The 19,546-nt window shown below is 45.0% G+C and carries 16 protein-coding genes, 1 other RNA gene and 4 pseudogenes; 18 read left to right on the forward strand and 3 right to left on the reverse strand.

The window, feature by feature from the left end; all coding sequences use genetic code 11:
• Window positions 1-135 precede the first annotated feature (135 nt).
• From smpB to ACM5QY_RS22695, 5 genes are all read left to right on the forward strand, one after another.
• Entirely contained in the window at window positions 136-618 is a 483-nt protein-coding gene (gene smpB / locus ACM5QY_RS22675) for an SsrA-binding protein SmpB (RefSeq protein ID WP_101075405.1), read from the forward strand.
• A gap of 48 nt (window positions 619-666) precedes the next feature.
• Window positions 667-1,030: a transfer-messenger RNA gene (gene ssrA, locus ACM5QY_RS22680) on the forward strand.
• 192 nt (window positions 1,031-1,222) lie between these two features.
• Window positions 1,223-2,428: an integrase domain-containing protein gene (locus ACM5QY_RS22685; RefSeq protein WP_416122778.1), complete on the forward strand. Its 1,206-nt coding sequence runs from the start codon at window positions 1,223-1,225 to the stop codon at window positions 2,426-2,428.
• Window positions 2,429-2,430: 2 nt separating this feature from the next.
• Complete coding sequence (locus tag ACM5QY_RS22690; protein ID WP_416122779.1) at window positions 2,431-5,310, forward strand: reverse transcriptase domain-containing protein; 2,880 nt, start codon at window positions 2,431-2,433, stop codon at window positions 5,308-5,310.
• Between the two features lies 1 nt (window position 5,311).
• A complete protein-coding gene (locus tag ACM5QY_RS22695; RefSeq protein WP_416122780.1) occupies window positions 5,312-6,001 on the forward strand; it encodes a hypothetical protein in 690 nt (229 codons plus the stop codon).
• A 332-nt stretch (window positions 6,002-6,333) separates the two neighbouring features.
• Here ACM5QY_RS22695 and ACM5QY_RS22700 read toward each other — a convergent pair whose 3' ends face one another.
• Together ACM5QY_RS22700 and ACM5QY_RS22705 are read right to left on the reverse strand one after the other, a co-directional pair.
• Window positions 6,334-6,510 (reverse strand): ogr/Delta-like zinc finger family protein, encoded by a 177-nt coding sequence (locus tag ACM5QY_RS22700; protein WP_416122781.1) that lies wholly within the window; start codon window positions 6,508-6,510, stop codon window positions 6,334-6,336.
• A gap of 6 nt (window positions 6,511-6,516) precedes the next feature.
• Window positions 6,517-7,302, reverse strand: a complete 786-nt coding sequence (locus ACM5QY_RS22705) for a capsid protein (protein ID WP_416122782.1) — start codon at window positions 7,300-7,302, stop codon at window positions 6,517-6,519.
• Between the two features lie 544 nt (window positions 7,303-7,846).
• On the opposite strand from ACM5QY_RS22705, the gene ACM5QY_RS22710 reads away from it, so the two are divergent.
• The 12 genes and pseudogenes from ACM5QY_RS22710 to ACM5QY_RS22765 all read left to right on the forward strand — a co-directional run bounded on the left by ACM5QY_RS22710 (window position 7,847) and on the right by ACM5QY_RS22765 (window position 17,026).
• Entirely contained in the window at window positions 7,847-8,107 is a 261-nt protein-coding gene (locus ACM5QY_RS22710; protein ID WP_410150911.1) for a helix-turn-helix transcriptional regulator, read from the forward strand.
• The gene (locus ACM5QY_RS22715; RefSeq protein WP_416122783.1) at window positions 8,104-8,334 is read left to right on the forward strand and encodes a hypothetical protein; all 231 of its coding nucleotides are present in this window, start codon (window positions 8,104-8,106) and stop codon (window positions 8,332-8,334) included. Before ACM5QY_RS22710 ends, ACM5QY_RS22715 begins: the two co-directional genes overlap by 4 nt.
• A gap of 109 nt (window positions 8,335-8,443) precedes the next feature.
• Window positions 8,444-8,656 (forward strand): annotated as a pseudogene (locus tag ACM5QY_RS22720) (ash family protein); the annotation flags it as partial.
• Window positions 8,657-8,680: 24 nt separating this feature from the next.
• Window positions 8,681-8,872, forward strand: coding sequence for a host cell division inhibitor Icd-like protein (locus tag ACM5QY_RS22725; RefSeq protein ID WP_208951957.1), 192 nt, complete (start codon window positions 8,681-8,683; stop codon window positions 8,870-8,872).
• Complete coding sequence (locus tag ACM5QY_RS22730; protein ID WP_416122784.1) at window positions 8,869-9,132, forward strand: hypothetical protein; 264 nt, start codon at window positions 8,869-8,871, stop codon at window positions 9,130-9,132. Before ACM5QY_RS22725 ends, ACM5QY_RS22730 begins: the two co-directional genes overlap by 4 nt.
• A complete protein-coding gene (locus tag ACM5QY_RS22735; protein WP_416122785.1) occupies window positions 9,129-9,470 on the forward strand; it encodes a DUF5375 family protein in 342 nt (113 codons plus the stop codon). Before ACM5QY_RS22730 ends, ACM5QY_RS22735 begins: the two co-directional genes overlap by 4 nt.
• A gap of 11 nt (window positions 9,471-9,481) precedes the next feature.
• Window positions 9,482-11,817, forward strand: a pseudogene (locus ACM5QY_RS22740) (phage/plasmid primase, P4 family).
• A 234-nt stretch (window positions 11,818-12,051) separates the two neighbouring features.
• Complete coding sequence (locus ACM5QY_RS22745) at window positions 12,052-13,050, forward strand: hypothetical protein (RefSeq protein WP_416118688.1); 999 nt, start codon at window positions 12,052-12,054, stop codon at window positions 13,048-13,050.
• A 340-nt stretch (window positions 13,051-13,390) separates the two neighbouring features.
• A protein-coding gene (locus ACM5QY_RS22750) for an IS3 family transposase (RefSeq protein ID WP_416118689.1) occupies window positions 13,391-14,502 on the forward strand; the annotation gives its coding sequence in 2 pieces (ribosomal slippage) (window positions 13,391-13,652 and window positions 13,652-14,502; 1,113 coding nt in all).
• A gap of 459 nt (window positions 14,503-14,961) precedes the next feature.
• Window positions 14,962-15,279 carry an ArsR/SmtB family transcription factor gene (locus tag ACM5QY_RS22755; protein ID WP_416118690.1) on the forward strand — a complete coding sequence of 106 codons (318 nt, stop codon included), beginning with the start codon at window positions 14,962-14,964 and terminating at the stop codon, window positions 15,277-15,279.
• Window positions 15,276-15,806 (forward strand): rhodanese family protein, encoded by a 531-nt coding sequence (locus ACM5QY_RS22760; RefSeq protein ID WP_416118691.1) that lies wholly within the window; start codon window positions 15,276-15,278, stop codon window positions 15,804-15,806. Before ACM5QY_RS22755 ends, ACM5QY_RS22760 begins: the two co-directional genes overlap by 4 nt.
• Window positions 15,807-16,243: 437 nt before the next feature.
• Window positions 16,244-17,026, forward strand: a complete 783-nt coding sequence (locus ACM5QY_RS22765; RefSeq protein WP_416118692.1) for an ABC transporter substrate-binding protein — start codon at window positions 16,244-16,246, stop codon at window positions 17,024-17,026.
• A 190-nt stretch (window positions 17,027-17,216) separates the two neighbouring features.
• Here the strand turns inward: ACM5QY_RS22765 and ACM5QY_RS22770 are convergent.
• Window positions 17,217-17,999: pseudogene (locus ACM5QY_RS22770) on the reverse strand (DeoR/GlpR family DNA-binding transcription regulator).
• A gap of 269 nt (window positions 18,000-18,268) precedes the next feature.
• On the opposite strand from ACM5QY_RS22770, the pseudogene gatZ reads away from it, so the two are divergent.
• A pseudogene (gene gatZ / locus ACM5QY_RS22775) lies at window positions 18,269-19,546 on the forward strand (tagatose-bisphosphate aldolase subunit GatZ); the annotation flags it as partial.

The following is a 19,546-nucleotide window of genomic DNA, read 5'->3' on the forward strand; positions in this document are numbered from 1 at the left end:
AACGTACAGATAATACCATTTATCGGCGCGGTAATAAAAACTACGAAGCACGGCGTGCCACAAACAGGAAAAACATCTGACTCTGACCGTGTGGGGATTTCATTCGGCATCGCTTACAGTATAATAAGTATCACTATGACAAAGAAAAAAGCACATAAACCCGGTTCCGCGACTATCGCGATGAACAAACGCGCTCGCCATGAATACTTCATCGAAGATGAGATCGAGGCGGGGCTTGCTTTGCAGGGATGGGAAGTCAAATCGATGCGTGCTGGTAAAGCAAATATCACTGACAGCTATGTCACATTCCGCGACGGTGAAGCCTTTTTATTCGGCGCAACCATTCAACCTCTCAACGTGGCGTCCAGTCATGTGGTTTGTGATCCGACCCGCACAAGAAAACTACTGCTGAACAAACGTGAGTTAGAAACGCTATTCGGCAAAGTGACTCGCGATGGTTACACCGTCGTCGCACTTTCCATGTATTGGAAAAATGCCTGGTCAAAAGTGAAAATCGGCCTGGCGAAAGGTAAGAAAGAGCACGATAAGCGCGATGACATTAAAGATCGTGAGTGGAAAGTAGATAAAGCACGCATCATGAAGAACTCAAACCGCTAAGTCTCTGGCTTAGCATGCAGTTTTTCTGGTATACTGCGAACAGTACTTGGGGCTGATTCTGGATTCGACGGGATTTGCGAAGCCCAAGGAGCATGCCGAGGGGCGGTTGGCCTCGTAAAAAGCCGCAAAAAAATAGTCGCAAACGACGAAAACTACGCCCTAGCAGCTTAATACCCTGCTTAGAGCCCTCTCTCCCTAGCCTCCGCTCTTAGGACGGGGATCAAGAGAGGTCAAACCCAAAAGAGATCGCGTGGACACCTTGCCTGGGGTGAAAGCGTTAAACCCAATCAGGATAGTTTGTTAGTGGCGTGTCCATCCGCAGCTAACCGGCGAATGTAAAGATTGGACTAAGCATGTAGTGCCGACGGTGTAGTAATTTCGGACGGGGGTTCAAATCCCCCCAGCTCCACCAAATAATGATCCGGTTATTACCAGATAAGTCCGGAGAAGTCCTGAAAGCCCGCATCCCTTCTAGGTTTGCGGGCTTTTTTGTGTCTGTAGAAGTCCGAGAAGATCCGCCTGAAACCGGCGTCTATTGGTATACGAATTGGTATACGCTAAGATATATACCAATAAACGTATACCAATTAGGGAAGATCCTTGCATGGCGCGGACTACACGCCCCCTCACCCACACCGAAGTACAAAAAGCCAAAGCCACAGATAAAGACCTCACTTTGCATGACGGCGACGGGCTCTTTCTCCTGGTCAAAACCACCGGCAAGAAAATTTGGCGCTTTCGCTACCAGGTGCCTGGCACATCAAAACGCACCATGATCAGCCTCGGTGCATACCCTGCGCTTTCCCTGGCTGATGCCAGAGAAGTGCGTGCAGAGAAGCTTGCGATGTTAGTCAAAGGAATAGACCCACAAGCAAGAGCTGGCGAAGAAGCTGAGAAGCTGCAAATCGCTCAGGAAAGCATTTTCGTGAATGTTGCCCGTAAATGGTTCGAGCTGAAGCAAAGTCACGTTAGCGCAGACCACGCTAAAGATATCTGGCGTTCCATTGAGAAAGACATCCTGCCCAGTATTGAAAATGTTACTGTTCAGGAGCTGAAAGCACGCACTTTGATCCAAGTGTTGGAACCAATTAAAGCACGCGGAGCATTAGAGACGGTCAGGCGGTTGGTTCAGCGCATCAACGAGATAATGATTTATGCGGTGAATGTTGGACTGATTGAGGCAAATCCAGCTTCAGGTATAGGTAATGCTTTCGAACGCCCGAAGAAGCAGCACATGCCCACAATACGCCCCGAAGAACTGCCCAAGCTAATGCGCACGATTTCGATGAGCAATTTATCAATACCAACCCGCTGCCTGCTTGAATGGCAACTACTGACTCTCATACGCCCTGCAGAAGCCTCATCAACAGCCTGGTCAGAGATCGATATAGAGAATAAGCAGTGGTGTATTCCGGCAGAACGTATGAAGGCAAAGCGTGATCATATAGTCCCTCTATCAGAACAAGCTTTAGAATTGCTGGAAATCATGCGTCCCATTAGTGGTAATCGTCAGTACGTGTTCCCTAGCCGCAATGACCCAAGTAAACCGATGAACAGCCAGACTGCCAATGCCGCTTTGAAACGAATTGGCTATGGTGGAAAATTAGTCGCGCATGGGTTACGTTCTATTGCTAGTACAGCCATGAATGAGGCTGGCTACAATGCTGATGTGATCGAATCCGCGCTAGCACACAGTGATAAAAATGAAGTGAGACGGGCATATAACCGCTCAACATATCTAGAAAAAAGAGTCATATTAATGAATTGGTGGGGGCAATATGCTCTTCCTCACAGCAAAAGGAATGTATAAATATGGTTGATGCAGATATTGTTACTCGTGCTTATGATTGTTTAAAATCACATGCATATCATGATAATTTTAATTTTTTTTTGAAAGCCGACATAGCCTTATTTGAAAATACAAAATTTAGGCCTAACATTTTAAAAATTGCGAGATTTTTGAATAGTGCCAATGTTCAGATGGATACTTTTTCTGAATGGTTAGAAAAGATAGATGTCAATTTTTTACCTAAAAAATTTAAAAAAAGTTATGATCTTGAACAAGATAACAAAGCACTCTTTCTTAGTAATCAAAAGATTTCTGATGAATATATAGTTAATGAAGTTCATTACTTGATATCTGCACCGGTCCCAATCCATATAATAGAGACGATGTGGTCAATTATTGTTGGTTCTCTTCTTGATGAATCACTTTCTAAAAACTCTTATGGCAACAGAGTTCATAACTCGATAATTAGACTAAGGCAGAATTATCCGAATAAAATCGAATTAAACTCTAATGATCTTTTCGAAAGATATATTGAAAATTATACAAAATGGAGAGATCAGGGCATAAATAAAGCTATCGAAGTTGTTAATACCGATAAGAAGGACGTGGCTATTTTCTCCCTAGATCTCAAAGGATTTTATTATAATATTGATATAGATTTTAATACTATATCCAGTATTATAACCGAGACTCAAAACCCAAGCCTCATTGAGCTGTCTTTAATCCTGAATGATTGTTTAAAAAAAATACATGAAAAATATAAGACAGTTGTCGAAAATACAATTGGCATAACTCATCAAAAAAATAATAATGGTGGAATTCCTATTGGTATGACTTCCTCAGCAATTCTTTCAAATTGGTATCTCAAAGAATTTGATAATGATGTTGAGGAACTGATCAACCCTACTTACTATGGTAGATATGTTGATGACATGATTTTCGTTTTAAAATCACCTAAACTAGAGTTTGGGAACAACAAAAATGCGATCAATGACTTTATTTCAAATATATTGAGAGGAATGATAGTTGAGAGTGAAAAAGACACGGGATCATACTTATTAGCTGAAAAATATCACTCTCTGCCCATTCAAAAAGATAAGCTAATTTTGCACTATTTTGATAAAAACCATAGCTTAGCGGGTTTGCAAATTTTCAAAAAAGAATTAGAAAATAGAAGCAGTGCCTTTAGATTTTTACCGGATGAGCATATTGTGAGTGATCTTGACACATTTGCGTATGATATACTTTATGATGGTTCAGCTAATAAGTTTAGAAGTATTGTTGGTCTTGTTGAAAATGAAACAGAGTTATCTAAATATTTATCCTCTCATACTATCGCTCACAGGCTTTGCAAGTTACCTGCTGGTGAGAAAACACTACAACAAATTGAATTGTTTTTTAAAGGTGAAAATGCTCTTATTTTTAGTAGATTGTGGGAGAAGGTAATTTCTTATTCATTAATAACGGACAACAATAAATTTGCAGTTGATTTTTATTATTCGGTGAAAGAGTGCATTAAAAAAACATGGTTATCAAAAAATGATCATGACAGTAGTCATATAAACATAAAAATTCAATCAGGCTTGGATAAATATATAGACATCTCATTTAGCCTATCACTAGCGCTCTTAGACATGAAGGTTATACTTGGAGAAAAGAAAACAAGTAATAAAAGCATTAAGTTAATCTCAGAAATAGTGAGTAACTCTTCTTATTTAAAAAAACTTACGCAACAATTTCGTAAAAGCAACTTAATAAGGCACTATCTGGTTTCATGGCCGCTGGCAAACTATACGGATTACACTGGCGATTTAACCAAAGAGAATGCATATTTCTCTTTATTGGATTTCGATTTGAATGATAATAAAATACTTCATTCACCTCGTTACATTCATGCTGATGATTATCAGCTTTTCGATTTAATAAAAGCACTCTATAGCAAGAAACTTCATAAGTTTACTAAAGAAAATAAATACCACAAAGATTATTGCACAGTAAAGAATATAAAAAATAAAAAAGCATTAAAATTAAAATTCAAAAACCAAAAGAAAACAAAGGAATTAAAAGTTGCACTTGCTAATATGCAGATTAATCAAAGTTCTATTGAATCTGCTTGTCGGAAAGATCGCGAACCAGATATAAGTTATAAACGGCAGAAAAATTTATATAAAATTCTTAACGCTGCAAATGAAGAAAACGCTGATATTCTTCTCTTACCAGAACTGTCTATCCCTGTGTCTTGGCTTCCGTTTATGGCCTCTCATGCCCGTAGACAGCAAATTGCTCTGATTTTTGGTTTAGAACACTGGGTAATTGATGATATAGCTTATAATCTAATTGTAGAAATACTACCTTATAAGTCTCATGATAAATATAATTCAAGTTTTATTTCTTTGAGAGAAAAAAATCACTATGCTCCTAGCGAGCTAGAAATGTTGCAATCTTTCAGACTTAAAAACTCCTCAGATAAACACGAGGATAAAAAATATCATTTAATCAGTTGGAGAGGTGTTTCTTTTTCGACATATAATTGTTTCGAGCTAGCTAACATTGAGCATAGAGCATTATTTAGATCACAAATTGATATTCTTTTCGCTTGCGTTTGGAATAAAGACACTAACTATTATCAGCACATAATGGAATCAGCAGTTCGTGATATTCATTGCTACATTGCACAGGCTAACACTTCGCAATATGGTGGTTCATGTGTATTACAACCGACTATGACAACTATTTCTAACAAAATATATGTTAAGGGGGGAGAGAATACATGCATACTAACCACCACTTTAGATATAGAAGGCTTAAGGGAAGCTCAGTACAGAGATAAAAGAATTTCCGGGGATATTATCAAACATAATCCACCAGGCTTTAGTCAAAGAAAATTGTCGAGGAGATTTTAAGATGATAAACACAGTCATCGAATCATTATTCACAGCAGGAACCACTGTGGCAATAATGGTTTTTTTATCGAAATTCATACTTAACCATCTTGATAAAAGGTCGATTGAGTCATTTAAACTAAAAACAAAAGCAGAACTTGATCTAATACAAAAAAATCATGAGTACAACGCCAATAAAAACAGAGAAATTGGAAGATGGTCCAGCACTTTACTCAGTGCTGCAAATGGTATCATTGGACGACTAAGCTATATTAAAACAATGAATGAGGCTGATGTTGACGACTATATTAAAAATAGCACAAAGTATTACTTATGCCAGCTAATGTGTTGGTCACAAATATATAAAAAAGACCGAGACATGGTTTTTATGTCTCCTGCAAATGATGAAATTTTAATGTCAGAACTTTTAAAAAACATAAGTATTAGTATAAGAACAAACAATTTTAACAGCCCAGTTATAAGATCGCTCGAGCAAAGCTATATTGCAAGTGCTATGACAGCTGATGGAGCTTGTATTTCTTATGCCAACTTTATTGATAATGAAGTATTAAAGCATTATGAGCCGTTGAATAACCTAGTATTGACGCTATTAAATGATAAAAACTATTATTTATTAGATGATATTGTTAGTCATACAAAGCATTTTAAAAAGCATGCGGAAGCGCTCCTGATATCAACAAATAATAATTAGAGTACGAAATTGCGCACGCAAGTATAGTCACTATATTGCTTATAGCCTGCGCGCGCAATTCTCCCCGCCTGCCCGCTGCTGACTTAGCTCACTGATTTTAATGCATGAAGTAAAACCTCGAAAAGCCCGTGTAGCAAGGGGTTGGAGCCATTTTGAGTACTCTGGGTTGCATGCAAAACCATGCACCCTATGCATGCAGAGCTCACAAGGACAGGCTAGCCAGAGAAAAGGCTGTCCGGAGGGACGGTTTTGCACTGCATTAATGAAAAATGCCGCCTTCTTCGAAAGCGGCACTTGAGATTATTTTTTGGGGGATTGAAACGAGCTGAAATTTATATTTTCCGCTTCAGATTTTCTCTTTTGACGATTTTACTGACGCTTTCATTTGTTTTAAATGCGCATGAGCATTCCAGCCTGGTGCACTGATAATAAGATTCCTTAGTCAGTTCGGTGATATAACGGCTTGTGCGAATGTGAGAAACAGAGCTGCAAAGCGGGCAGCGCATCATTTGCTATTACTCCTTATTTGAATCGATGCGCTGGGAGAGTTTTTGAGCCAGTAATTGTCTTTTTATCGGGCTTCGTAATAGCGCCATATCGACACCAGGCAGCGCAGGAGAATGCGTCCCGATTTTCTCCAACATAGGTTCTGCATCCATGTTGAACTGACCTATGCTAGCCGCCCCGACAAGCGCCTTGCCAATTTCAGCGCTGACAATTTTGGCGGGCTCTACATAATGATCGGATTGTGTTTCCTGATAACTTACGGTGGATAACGCCAGAAGTTTAAGTTTTACAGCGCGCACAAGCGCCGGACTGAGATTGTTGATGGCCATGCGCCACTGTGTATCAGCATAGGCGTTCAGTGCGCTGCGGTGGGCGCTAATCAACGCTCCACCAGCATTAGCACAATGCAACATCGCCGACTGTTTTTCGACATTCAATTCTTCAATCAGGTCATCGAACTCTTTAACCAATCCCTGCTGAATAGCCCGCTGACTGTGTGCGTTCTTGAGTTCGTCAGTCATAACCCCCCGTGACTTGCGAAAACGCGAACGCCAGCTCTCTTCGTTCTCTTTGATTTCGCTGTTCGCCGTTTCTTTTTCCTGGGCGCATCGCGCAATCGAACTTTCAATTTCATCAAGTGCCCGCTTTTTCTCCGCAAACGCCGTTTTGGCCTGCTCAAAGTGTTGGATAGCACCTTCCGAGTTTCCTGATGATGGCTTTCCGTTGTGACCGGCTTTGACCTGAAGAAAGTCCTGGATAACGGCTTCGACGATTTTGGTTGAATCGGGTTTCATGGCATACCTCAGCAATGTGTTGTCAATGTGAGGATATTGTGGGGAGGCTGGCACAACATTTCTATCTGATGTCGTTTGCTCAGCGCTGGTACAACGGGCGGGATAGTAAGCTGGGAAAGCGGGAAGGGTTTATATTTCTATAAATACTGTTCACTACTGTTCACTTTAAAATAAAAAATAATAAAATCATTAATTTAAGCAGTGAACACTTCACCTAAAGGTATTCACTCACTGTTCACGACTATTCACTGTCTTCAAAAGACCTTTTTCTGGCTAGCCCAGAAAAAATGAATGTTTATTCCTATTAATAAATATAGAAACGGTAAAAAAACTATAAATAAAAACACAACATGCACATCACTGCATTACATTGCATGACAACGTTTGCCAATGATTGCCATCGTTCCATTCCGCCTTGTTAATGCACAATTGAACGGCGCGGGGGCTTGTTGCTAAACGCAAAAATATTCTCACAATAGGGGGCTCCTTAACGAAACAGCCGGTACTGGACGCGTCCAGCCGGATACAGATATGAGGTAGCACCATGCTCTCCACCGCTCAAAACACGCCCCCTTCTTCTGCCCCTGTGATGCCACCGGCATACCCACGCGATCGCTTTATGCGACTGCCGGAAGTGATCCACACCACTGGCCTGTCCCGCTCCACCCTTTACGACTTAATCAGCCGTCAGCAATTTCCCGCCCAGATTTCTCTCGGCGGTAAGAACGTGGCCTGGCTGGCTTCCGAAATAGAGGGCTGGATGAATGACCGCATCGCCGCACGCGCTCAGGAGACCATGCAATGATTTCTCTGTCTGTCGGTCATCATAATATCCAGCTCAATATACAAGAGGCGGCCTATCTGGCTGAAGGCCTGATGGCTGCCGCCTGCGGCAGAAAGAACCCTTTGCCTGCATTTACCAGCAATACCCTGGGCGTGTTATCCGTGACAGCCGAAAGCGTTAGTTCAGGGGATGATTCGCACTTCCGATCAAATCCGCAGCAGTCCGATCAAGTCCTGACCGATTGCTAAGGAGAAACGGCTAATGCTTCAAAAAAGGCTTTTCTCTGGCGAGCCCCTGCTCTATAGTTTTTGTGCTGCCGCAAAATCGGCAGCCGGGCGTGAGAACCCGAGCAACTCAATGGCGACACAACACGCGCCTTGCGTGTTTTTTTATGTCGTAGCCTTAGCGCACCTGTTATCTGCTCAGTGGTTTCTTAACCGCTGTGCTTATCAAGCAATGGTGGCTCAGGCGGGGCAGCCTTCGGGCTGGCCGGTGTTCATTGAGGCCGGTATTCTCACCCCCGTCTGGGCTACCACCCAAGAGCGTGAGAACTCAAGTGGTAGCAATAACCATTACTCAATGGAGGCTGCCACCATGGCTACAACCCTCACCACCCCACATCCTAAATTTACGTTCCTGTTCGCCGCCGTGCGCCGTGCTGAACCTAAAGCGCCGGTTTGTATGCTGCGCTCCGCCGCCGACAATGAACATTCTGCCCGTCGCCTGTTTGCCCGTGACTATGTGCTGTGCTTTGCCGGTCGCCTGCCCGCTCAGGAGGCTGCATGAACAAGCTCGCGTCCTTCTATTTCCCCAACACCCATTACCCTATTCCGCATGCTGATTTCCTGCGCCTGCAACACGCGCACAACGTCGGCGTGATGTTCCTCGACATGCTAGATACTCAGGACACCTTCGGGCATGTACCCAGCGGAGATCAGCTGAATTCCATGGCCTCAATGGTTGCGCTGCTGACTGACCAGCTCGGCAAAGTGGTAGACACCTGCGAAACCGCCATCAAAACGCAAATGGGGGATGTCTACGAATGAATATGACTCAGCAATCCTGCCTGCCGGTTGAAGTACTCACCGCCCTCTACCGTCGCGCCCTGGCACAGGCCTATCTCGATGCCTGTACTACCTACGGCGTTGAAACCGGCTACACGCTTGATGAACTGCAAATGACCATCGCAAAAGAAGTCGAAAGCTACTATGTCCGTCAGCACGGCGCAAAGCTGGGGATGGACATCGCCTGCGCCATGCTGCGCGACATGGTGCAGCCCGATATTCTGGTGGCAAAACCCCGCCTGACACCGCTGGGAGAATCCATGATGGACGAGCTGTTCCGGCCTTGTCTTCACACCACTCCTGAAACCACGCTGCACTGACAGAGGCGCATATGACACAAATGATTGTTCAAAACACCGTGAGCGCTGCGACAGGGCGCTGGCCTCAGCTTTTGCCCGCGCTGGGTATAACCGTTGCCCCTCACGGGCATCATTCCGCCTGCCCCGTTTGCGGGGGAAAGACCGCTTTCGCTTCGATAATCAGGCAGGTAGAGGCACCTGGATATGTAACCACTGCGGTGCCGGTGACGGATTAAATCTGGTTGCTAAAACACTGGATATCACCACGAAAGAAGCCGCCGTGAAAGTGGCTGAGATTCTGGGAGAGGCTCAGCCTCTTGCGGTTCATCACGACGAGGCCGCTGCACAACAGCAAAAAGACGATGCCCGCCAGAAGGCAGCCGTGCAGGCGAAAGCGCTGGTGAATGCTGCCCGCAAAGCGGCAGGCAATGCCTATCTGGAGAAAAAAGGCTGGGTTGATAAGGAAGCGCTGACGTTGCAGGGCAACGGCCTGCGCGTGGGCGGCGTAGATTTCGTGGCGGGTGACCTGGTCATTCCGCTTTATGATTTATCAGGCAACCTGGTCAACGCCCAGCTCATTAACGGGTCGGGGGAAAAACGCATGCTTGCGGGTGGACAGGTTACCGGCGCCGCTCATCATTTTGAAGGGAACGACAACACCGTTATCTGGATGGCAGAAGGCTATGCAACGGGTCTGACAATACATGCGCTGACGGGTGAAACCGTGTATGTGGCACTGAGTGCCAATAACTTCCCTCATCTGGCTGAGTGCCTTCGGGAGAAATACCCTGACGCCGTGCTGCTAATGGCAGCAGATAATGATGATAACGGCACAGGACAGAAGAAAGCGAAAGAAGCCGCAAATCTGGTCAGCGGGAAAGTTGCGATCCCCTTAATCGCCGGTGACTGGAACGATGTATTCATGCAGGAAGGTCGTGACAAAACGCTGGAACAGCTCCGCGCTTTTAATCAGCAATCTCAGAAAAGCCCCTTTGAAACGGTCAGTGATGCCGATCTCAAGGCCATGAGCCAGAGTGAGAAGTGTGAACTGCTGATAGTCCATTATGAACACCGTCTGGCTATGCCTCCGGTGGGGGAAGATCTTTGCCGCTATGAGAACGGGGCTTGGCTGGTATTGCCGCACAGGATCCTCAGCCGTGAAATTGCTGCTCTATTTCAGAAAGCACAAGCGCCTTTTTCAGCGCCCCTCATTAGCGGCATGATCGAAACCCTAAAGCTCATGGTGCCTGAAATGAGCAAGCCCGCACGTCACTTAATTGGTTTTCGAAATGGCGTTTTTGACACCCGCACCGGAATTTTTAGCTCTCACCGTAAAGATAACTGGTTGCGTACCGTCAACAGTGTGGATTATTCGCAGGCCAAGCCTGGGGAAAATCTTGCAGAGCATGCTCCTCACTTCTGGCAATGGCTGACGCGGGCGGCAAACCAGCAAAGCGAAAAGCAAGAGCGCATTCTCGCGGCGCTTTTCATGGTTCTGGCAAACCGGTATGACTGGCAATTGTTCCTTGAGGTGACAGGACCAGGCGGCAGTGGTAAAAGCGTCATGGCAGCCATAGCACGCATGCTTGCAGGGAATGACAATACCACTTCCGCCAGCATCGAAACGCTGGAGTCTTCCCGCGAACGGGCTTCCCTGGTGGGATACTCTCTAATTATCTTACCCGATCAGGAGAAATGGAGCGGCGATGGTGCAGGGATTAAAGCCATCACCGGCGGCGATGCGGTAGCCATTGACCCGAAATACCGTGATGCTTATTCAGCGCACATTCCGGCGGTGATCCTTGCGGTGAACAACAACCCGATGCAGTTCAGTGATCGCAGCGGCGGCGTATCGCGCCGGCGAGTGATCATCACTTTCCCTGAAGTGATACCAGTCAATGAACGGGATCCACAGTTAATAGAGAAAATAGCTCAGGAGCTAGCCGTCATTGTTCGCCACCTGATGCAATGCTTTGCAGTTCCGAGTGATGCACGCGAGCTGTTACAAGCACAACAGAATTCCGATGAAGCGCTTGAAATAAAACGCAGTGCTGATCCGTTGGTGGATTTCTGCGGTTACCTACTGGCTGTAAGTGCGCCTAATGGCCTGTATATAGGTAATGGGAACATTAATCCATCGAATCCTCGTAAATATCTTTACCATGCCTATTTATCATTTATGGAAGCGCGGGGACATCAACGTACAATGAATTTAACTGCCTTTGGTCGGGCGGTGCCGCAAACGCTGAAAGAATATGAGATTGAATTTTTGAAGAAAAAGACCAATCAGGGTGTGCAAACTAATCTGATATTAAATGAGGACTGCGAAACAGACTGGTTGCCAAAGTGCGAAATAAAGAATGCTTAAAAAAACCGGCTCAGGCCGGTTTTTTCATTTAGAAAATAGTAACTGGTCACTTGAAAGTGATGAGTTATGGACAGTTCAGGGCAACCTCATCACCACTTAAGATTATGAAAAACAAAATTAAATTATGAAATGTGAACAGTGTGACCAGTTTTTCCTAAAATCTTTTCTTCAGCTTGTACACCAACCAAACTCGTATGTTATTGTGTGTTTATTGTTCATTCCTCCGAGGTCAATATGTTTGAGGATTTAAAAAATGTACTTGGCAATATCAAAACAGTTTCAATTCCTATCGATACTGATGAGCTTGGCTTTATTGATAAACAATGTCCTCAAGAGGAATGTGAGTTTCTTTTCAAAGTTAACGCAGAAGATTGGAAAAATATTTTCCGTGACGAAGCTGTCTGGTGTCCCTCCTGCAGGCACGAAGCCCCAGCTAAGAACTGGTTCACCATAGAGCAAGCTAACAATGCTCAAGAACAAGCCTTAAAAATTATCGAGGGGCATATCCATAACGCATTATTAACATCTGCTCAAAAATTTAATCAAAGACAAAAAAAGAACACCTTTATTTCTATGTCTATGAAAGTCGAGGGCGGCGTTCAAACTACACATCCTATACCTATTCAATCAATTGAATCTATGCAGTTAATTATCCATTGCGAAAATTGTAATGCACGTTTTGCAATAATTGGCAGCGCTTTCTTTTGCCCAGCTTGTGGACATAACTCAGTGGAACGAACCTTCAGCGACTCGCTTAGGAAAATTCATGCAAAAATTGCAAATATTCCTATTATTAGAGCCGCCATCACAGAGGCATCAGATAAAGATTCAGCAGAAATAACATGTAGATCATTGAGAGAAACATGTATTTCTGATGGAGTTGTTGCATTTCAAAGACTTTGCGAAATTTTATATGTTAAGTTCGGGCAGCATCCTTTCAATGCCTTTCAACGACTATCCCAAAGTAGTCAGCTATGGGAACAGGCAATTGGAGTCGGCTATAACCATTGGCTGTTAGAATCAGAATTGACTTTGTTGAATAAGCTTTATCAAAAACGCCATATCCTGGCACACAATGATGGTGTTGTTGATGAGCAATATATCCAAAAATCTCGAGACTCCACCTACGTTGTTGGACAAAAAATCATCGTCAGTGATGCTGAGATTCTTACCATGACTAATCTACTGGAAAGGCTAGCTCAGGGACTTATAGCGAAGGTTAAAAAAGGGTGAAATCGGCTTCAGGTTTTGGCATTGGTATACGTTTAGGTATACATCCAAAAATAATTTTTTATTTTACAGAATAAAAACAATAAGTTAGAAATTTTCATCAACTTCCCCCAGCCCACCAAACAAGGTTTCGGTTATTACCAGATAAGGCCGTTACCGCAAAGAAAGCCGCAGCCCGCAAGGGTTTGCGGCTTTTTTATTGCCCGTTATCTGCTGGCAGACCCTGTATACAACCGGCTACTTCAGATATACGTTTAGTTATACTGTAAGTATCCCGGTAAAACGAACCATTCACTTTTAGAGATCTTCCGACATACTGATTATGTCCCCTGAGGAGATCGCTATGCGCAAGATCCGATTCACCGAGCACCAGATCATCGCCGTCCTGAAATCCGTCGAAGCTGGCAGGACCGTCAAAGATGTCTGCCGCGAGGCCGCAATTTCAGAAGCCAGCTATTACAACTGGAAAGCGAAATATGGCGGGATGGAAGCCGCCGATATCAAAAAGATCAAAGATCTGGAAGACGAGAACCGGCGGCTCAAACAGATGTTTGCCGACCTCAGTCTGGAATGCCGCGCGTTGAAAGACGTCATCGAAAAAAAGCTTTAAAACCAGCGATAAAGCGTGAGCTCGTCAGCTATCTGACGGCGCAATTTGCCATGAGCTTACGTCAGGCATGCAGGACATTATCGCTGAGCAGGACGGTGTATTTTTATCAGCCCGATACCCGTCGCGATGAGCCGGTGATCCAGGCGCTGACTGAAATGGCGGAACGCTATCCGCGATACGGTTTTAAGAAGCTCTTTCAGGTGCTTCGCAGGCACGGTAATGCCTGGAATCATAAGCGTGTACACCGGATTTACTGCCTGCTGAAACTGAATTTTCGTCGTAAGGGTAAACAACGCCTGCCGGTGCGCGACCCGGTACCATTGGCAACACCGGAAGCATTAAACCAGAGCTGGTCGATCGATTTTATGCACGATGCGCTCGTCTGCGGCAGACGCTTTCGAACCTTTAACGTGGTGGATGATTTTAACCGTGAGGCGCTGGCGATAGAAATAGACCTGAATATTCCGGCCCAGCGTGTCGTCCGGGTACTGGACAGGATTGTGGCAAACCGCGGATACCCGCTGAAGATGCGGATGGACAATGGACCGGAATTAATCTCACTGGCTCTGGCGAATTGGGCAGAAGAGCATGGTGTGATGCTGGAATTTATCAAGCCGGGTAAGCCGACGCAGAATGCCTTTATCGAACGGTTTAACCGGACGTACCGGACAGAAATACTGGATTTTTACCTGTTCAGAACTCTGAACGAAGTACGGGAAATCACAGAGCGCTGGCTGATGGAATATAACAGCGAGCGACCTCATGAATCTCTGAATAACCTGACGCCGGAAGAGTACAGGCTGATGGCCGAAAATACGGAAATCTCAAAAAGTGCGTGGAACTAAAACGGGTGTGCTTACAATACAACCCCCTATAACTACAGAGCGTATAACTAAAATGGCTCTAACCACCACACCACTCACCAGCACTGAGCTCAAAGCCGCTAAGGGCAAAGGCAAAGGCAAAGAGCACACCTTGCAAGACGGCATTGGGCTTTACCCTTTTGAACCCCGGTGGCGCAAAGATAAACGAGGGCAGCGAAGCATACTGGTCGCAAAATATCGACATCAAACATGTTTAAACTGAAACCTGCTCAGGCCGATTTTTTTATAGAAAGGTAGGAGGTCGCAGGAAAGTGAAGAGACATGAACAGAAAAAAACAAAGTGGTTACCACATAATAAATTGAAATTTAAAGAATAAAAAGAAAAGTGTTCACCGTGAATACTCTTCAAATAAATCATTTTTGCTCTACGCTTATCTTTGATTTAGAATTTGCTTAAATTAGATAAATCTAAAATAAAACATGACTAATATCGACATCAAATTTCTGCAAGAAAGTGCGGCTCAGGCGGCCAGACTTCTCAAGTCCATGAGTAACGCTAACCGGCTACTGATCCTTTGTACACTCATTGACTCACCCGGAACTTCAGCTGGCAATCTGAGTAAATTGACAGGATTAAGCCCCTCAGCAACATCTCAGCATCTGGCGAGAATGAAAGAAGAGGATTTGATTGAATGCTACAGAGATGAGCAACGCAGAAATTATTTCATTAAAAATGAATCGATTCGAAAAGTTATCGCAACGTTAAAGGACATTTATTGCCCTGAGGATTTGAAATGACCGCAAGAACCGTAAGTCCTTCAGAAGCACAAGAGCTCATGAAAAATGGCAGCACTCTGGTCGACATCCGTGAGCCTGCTGAATTTCTTCGTGAGCACGTTCCTGGCGCTATCACTTTTCCATTATCAGATATTTTATTGGGAAAAAAAATTAAAGATCTGCCTGTAAATCATCCTGTTATTTTTTACTGTTTAGCGGGTTCGCGTACAGCTCAAAATGAAGATGTACTCATCAGAGCAGCAGATCCATCGGCAGTTTTATTGTTGTCTGGTGGCATTAATGCCTGGAAGAGTGCAAATCTTCCGACGATCGAAGACAAGAAATTTCCTCTTCCAATCATGAGGCAAGTTCAGATTATCGCTGGAATACTTATCCTTGCGGGGGTCGTAATGGGATACGCTATAGATCAAAGCTTCTTTCTCTTGTCGGGATTCATCGGTGCAGGACTACTTTTTGCTGGTGTAAGTGGTTGGTGCGGAATGGCAGTTCTGCTTTCCAAAATGCCCTGGAACAAGGTTAGGAATTAAAAAGTGGTATATGTTTAGATATAGCGAATTTAATATAAATTAATTTTTTCAATTAAAAACAGATAGTTAAATATTAATCTCAACGTCTCTAAACAAGGTTTCGGTTATTACCCGATAAGGCCGTTACCGCAAAGAAAGCCGTAGCCCGCAAGGGTTTGCGGCTTTTTTATTGCGACTCCCCGGTAAGTCATCGTAGTCTATCCTTTTGTTTTTAAGGCGTAGCACAACATTTATCTCATCCATTTTGGCTGATATTCATTTTCCATAGTGGTCGGTTCTCTTATTGTTGCCATCTTCGTCTATTGCTGGTTTTGCAAAAATGTTTGGCGCTTGACCCTGCCTGACTGAGTCGTCATATTCGAAATAAGAAAGCACAACTTTTACCCTCGCCTTTAGCTGCGGGGGTTTGTTTTTTTAGCACCATCAGGAGATTACTTGTGAAGAAAAATATATTGCTGTTCATCGCAACAACGCTGGCCGTGACCAGCGGTTTCGCGCAGGCGGAAACGACATTACGCTTCGGCGTAGATCCATCATTTCCCCCTTTTGAATCCAAAGCATCTGACGGAAAACTGGTCGGTTTTGATATCGATCTGGGCAACGCAATCTGTCAGCAGGCTCAGGTTAAATGTGAGTGGGTTGAGACCGCGTATGACGGCATTATTCCTGCCCTGAACGCCAAAAAATTTGATGCCGTGCTTTCAGCGATGTCGATGACGCCTAAACGCAAAGCTCAGGTCAATTTCTCCGACATGCTCTATCACGTTCCCAGTGTGCTGATTGCGAAAAAAGGGAGTGGCCTGCAACCGACGGCGGAATCTCTGAAAGGTAAAACCGTCGGAGTTGCTCAGGGAACAACGCAGGAAGCTTACGCACAAGGCGAATGGCAGAAAAAAGGCGTGAACGTCGTCTCTTATCAGAACCAGGATTTCGTTAATCAGGATCTGGCCTCTGGCCGTATTGACGTGACGCTGACGAACGCAGCGGTGGCCGAAATCGGCTTTCTGAAAACGCATGAAGGCGCGGATTTTGCCTTTGCGGGCGAACCGTTAAACGATACCCGTTATCTGGGCGAAGGAACGGCTATCGGGTTGCGTAAGGATGACCAGGCACACCTGGCGTTAATCAATAATGCGCTGACAGAAATCCATAAAAACGGGACTTATCAGACGCTGGAAAAGAAATATTTCACATTTGAGGTCTATACGAAAAAACCGTAATCCCCTTCTCAGGCCGCATGGCAGCAGACATGCGGCTCATTATTTGCGGGCCGGATTCCAAAGCCGCCTGTCTGAAACTGCAATTCTAAAGATTGTTTACACGAACCGCCGCAACCTTTAAACCTGCCCGTTTCCCCGATTATGCTTTCAGCCTAAAGTCAGCCTCGCCGATAAACGTTATCTGAGAGGGTTACACCAACATGAGATTCGCCGACGTCAGCCTGAGTGCCTGCAAAGCCTCATCACGGATATCTGTATCTGTAATAATCGTGTCAATTTTTTCCATCGGCAGCACCAGATTATATCCGCGACGGCCAAATTTAGTGGAATCAGTGACAACCACAACACGCTGAGCGGCACCCGCCATAATTGCGCTGATGCTGTAGCCCTCATTAAACGTGGTGATACCTGTCACGGCATCGAGGCCATCAGCCCCCACAAACATCAGGTTGGCGACGATTCCCTGCAAGGCGTATTCCGTAATATTGCCATGCAAAGATCGCGTTTTATGTCGCAGCGTTCCGCCGCAAACCACCAGCGTGATATCGGGGTTTTCAGATAGCACAAACGCAGCAGGCAAATTGTTCGTGATGACGGTGATGTCGCCTGATTTCACCAGCTCTTCTGCCAGTAACATGGTAGTGCTGCCGCTATCGAGAATGACGGTATCTCCGGGTTTTACCAGTCCTGCCGCCGCCTGAGCGATGCGTTTTTAGGGTCACTGGCTTGCAGGTAGCGCTCTTCAAGCACCATTTCATCCTGCGGCAACGCCGCCTGATCATTAGGTGAAGCATCGCGTTTCGCCGCACCGCCATGAAAGCGCTTTCAGATCGCCCTTTTGTTCCAGTAACCCCAAGTCAGAACGGATTGTCACTTCAGAAACGTCGAAAGCACTCGAAAGGTCGGCAACCATAACGCTGCCGTTTTTATTCACTAAATCAATGATTTTGTTACGTCTATCATAAGTATTCATGATTGAAGGATCCGAAAGACTGTATTGCTGACAGTGTAAACAAAAGGCGTCATTAAGAGGAGAAAAAAAATCCAGACATTGTGAAACCTGATATCACCTTGCCCACCAGGCTTTGATTAGTTTCATTTATCGGTACACTCCGAAAATCGAAAGAAAACGAATGCAACAAACTTACGAAAGATTTCGATCGCTGTCACGAATTCTAGAAAACGCTATTGTTTGGCTTTCGAAAAAATAATGACTATCTTCGAAAATAAACGGAGGCCAAAATGAAAGATATTATCGAAAAACATAAGCAAGGCGAAAGCACCGGGATTTGTTCTGTCTGCTCTGCTCATCCTTTAGTGATCGAGGCAGCCCTGCGGGAAGATCTTCTCACTGATCGCAAAGTGCTCATCGAAGCCACTTCTAATCAGGTGAATCAGTTTTGGTGGCTATACGGGAATGCTGCCGATTGATTTTCGGGATTTCGTTCTCGCGATTGCTGAAAAAGTGGGATTCCCCGCCCAACGCCTCATTCTGGGCGGAGACCATCTGGGCCAAACTGCTGGCAAAATGAAGATGCTGACAGCGCAATGTGCAAAGCAGAAGTGCTGATAGCGCAATACGTTGAGCCGGTTTCAACAAAATACATCTGGATGCCTCGATGTCCTGCGCAGGCGATCCTGTCCCGCTCGATCCTGTTGTTGTCGCTCAGCGTGCAGCGCGCTTATGTCAGGTAGCCGAACGCGTTGCGACACCGCAACAAAAACGCTTACTGACTTACGTAGTTGGCACTGAAGTTCCTGTTCCCGGCGGAGAAGCTTCAGCTATTCAGCACGTTCATGTCACGCAAGCGAAAGATGCGAAAGCCACGCTTGAAATGCACCATCAGGCTTTCCGGGAAAAGGGGCTTGAGGCAGCAATAGAGCGGATTATCGCTATCGTTGTTCAGCCAGGCGTTGAGTTTGACCACAGCCGGGTGATCCACTATCAGCCGAAGCTCGCTCAGGAATTATCTGCCTATATAACAACGACTCCGCTGGTTTATGAGGCACATTCAACCGATTACCAAACCGCGAATCTTATCGTCATCTGGTTGAGGATCACTTTGCCATTCTGAAAGTCGGACCTGCGTTAACCTTTGCACTTCGGGAAGCCGTTTTTGCTCTGGCGAATATCGAACAGGTAATGATTGCTCCCGAATCCCGCAGCCAGATACTGACGGTGATCGACGGTGTCATGCTGGACGAACCGGTTTACTGGAAAAAATACTACAACCGACATTCAGCCTCTCACTGATCGACCTGCATTTCAGCCTTTCAGATCGTATTCGTTATTACTGGCCTAACGCCCGCATCAACCGGGCCATGGAAGCGCTGGTCGCCAATTTAAAAGCCGTAGACATTCCACTTGGCCTGTTAAGCCAATATCTGCCCGCGCAATTTGAACGCGTGATGGAGAATAAACTGACCAGCGATCCTCACGAATTGATTATCGATAAAATTCAGGATGTTTTGCGCGCATACCATTACGGCTGTTCACCGCACCCCATCAGCGCGGAGGCC

Origin of the sequence: Rahnella sp. PCH160 (assembly GCF_047784855.1) — a bacterium.
GTDB lineage: Bacteria > Pseudomonadota > Gammaproteobacteria > Enterobacterales > Enterobacteriaceae > Rahnella.

Bases quoted from the DNA above. Each gene is read 5' to 3' on its own strand.
- smpB (WP_101075405.1), top strand. From the start codon at position 136: ATGACAAAGAAAAAAGCACATAAACCCGGTTCCGCGACTATCGCGATG.
- ACM5QY_RS22685 (WP_416122778.1), top strand. From the start codon at position 1,223: ATGGCGCGGACTACACGCCCCCTCACCCACACCGAAGTACAAAAAGCC.
- ACM5QY_RS22690 (WP_416122779.1), top strand. From the start codon at position 2,431: ATGGTTGATGCAGATATTGTTACTCGTGCTTATGATTGTTTAAAATCA.
- ACM5QY_RS22695 (WP_416122780.1), top strand. From the start codon at position 5,312: ATGATAAACACAGTCATCGAATCATTATTCACAGCAGGAACCACTGTG.
- ACM5QY_RS22700 (WP_416122781.1), bottom strand. From the start codon at position 6,510: ATGATGCGCTGCCCGCTTTGCAGCTCTGTTTCTCACATTCGCACAAGC.
- ACM5QY_RS22705 (WP_416122782.1), bottom strand. From the start codon at position 7,302: ATGAAACCCGATTCAACCAAAATCGTCGAAGCCGTTATCCAGGACTTT.
- ACM5QY_RS22710 (WP_410150911.1), top strand. From the start codon at position 7,847: ATGCTCTCCACCGCTCAAAACACGCCCCCTTCTTCTGCCCCTGTGATG.
- ACM5QY_RS22715 (WP_416122783.1), top strand. From the start codon at position 8,104: ATGATTTCTCTGTCTGTCGGTCATCATAATATCCAGCTCAATATACAA.
- ACM5QY_RS22725 (WP_208951957.1), top strand. From the start codon at position 8,681: ATGGCTACAACCCTCACCACCCCACATCCTAAATTTACGTTCCTGTTC.
- ACM5QY_RS22730 (WP_416122784.1), top strand. From the start codon at position 8,869: ATGAACAAGCTCGCGTCCTTCTATTTCCCCAACACCCATTACCCTATT.
- ACM5QY_RS22735 (WP_416122785.1), top strand. From the start codon at position 9,129: ATGAATATGACTCAGCAATCCTGCCTGCCGGTTGAAGTACTCACCGCC.
- ACM5QY_RS22745 (WP_416118688.1), top strand. From the start codon at position 12,052: ATGTTTGAGGATTTAAAAAATGTACTTGGCAATATCAAAACAGTTTCA.
- ACM5QY_RS22755 (WP_416118690.1), top strand. From the start codon at position 14,962: ATGACTAATATCGACATCAAATTTCTGCAAGAAAGTGCGGCTCAGGCG.
- ACM5QY_RS22760 (WP_416118691.1), top strand. From the start codon at position 15,276: ATGACCGCAAGAACCGTAAGTCCTTCAGAAGCACAAGAGCTCATGAAA.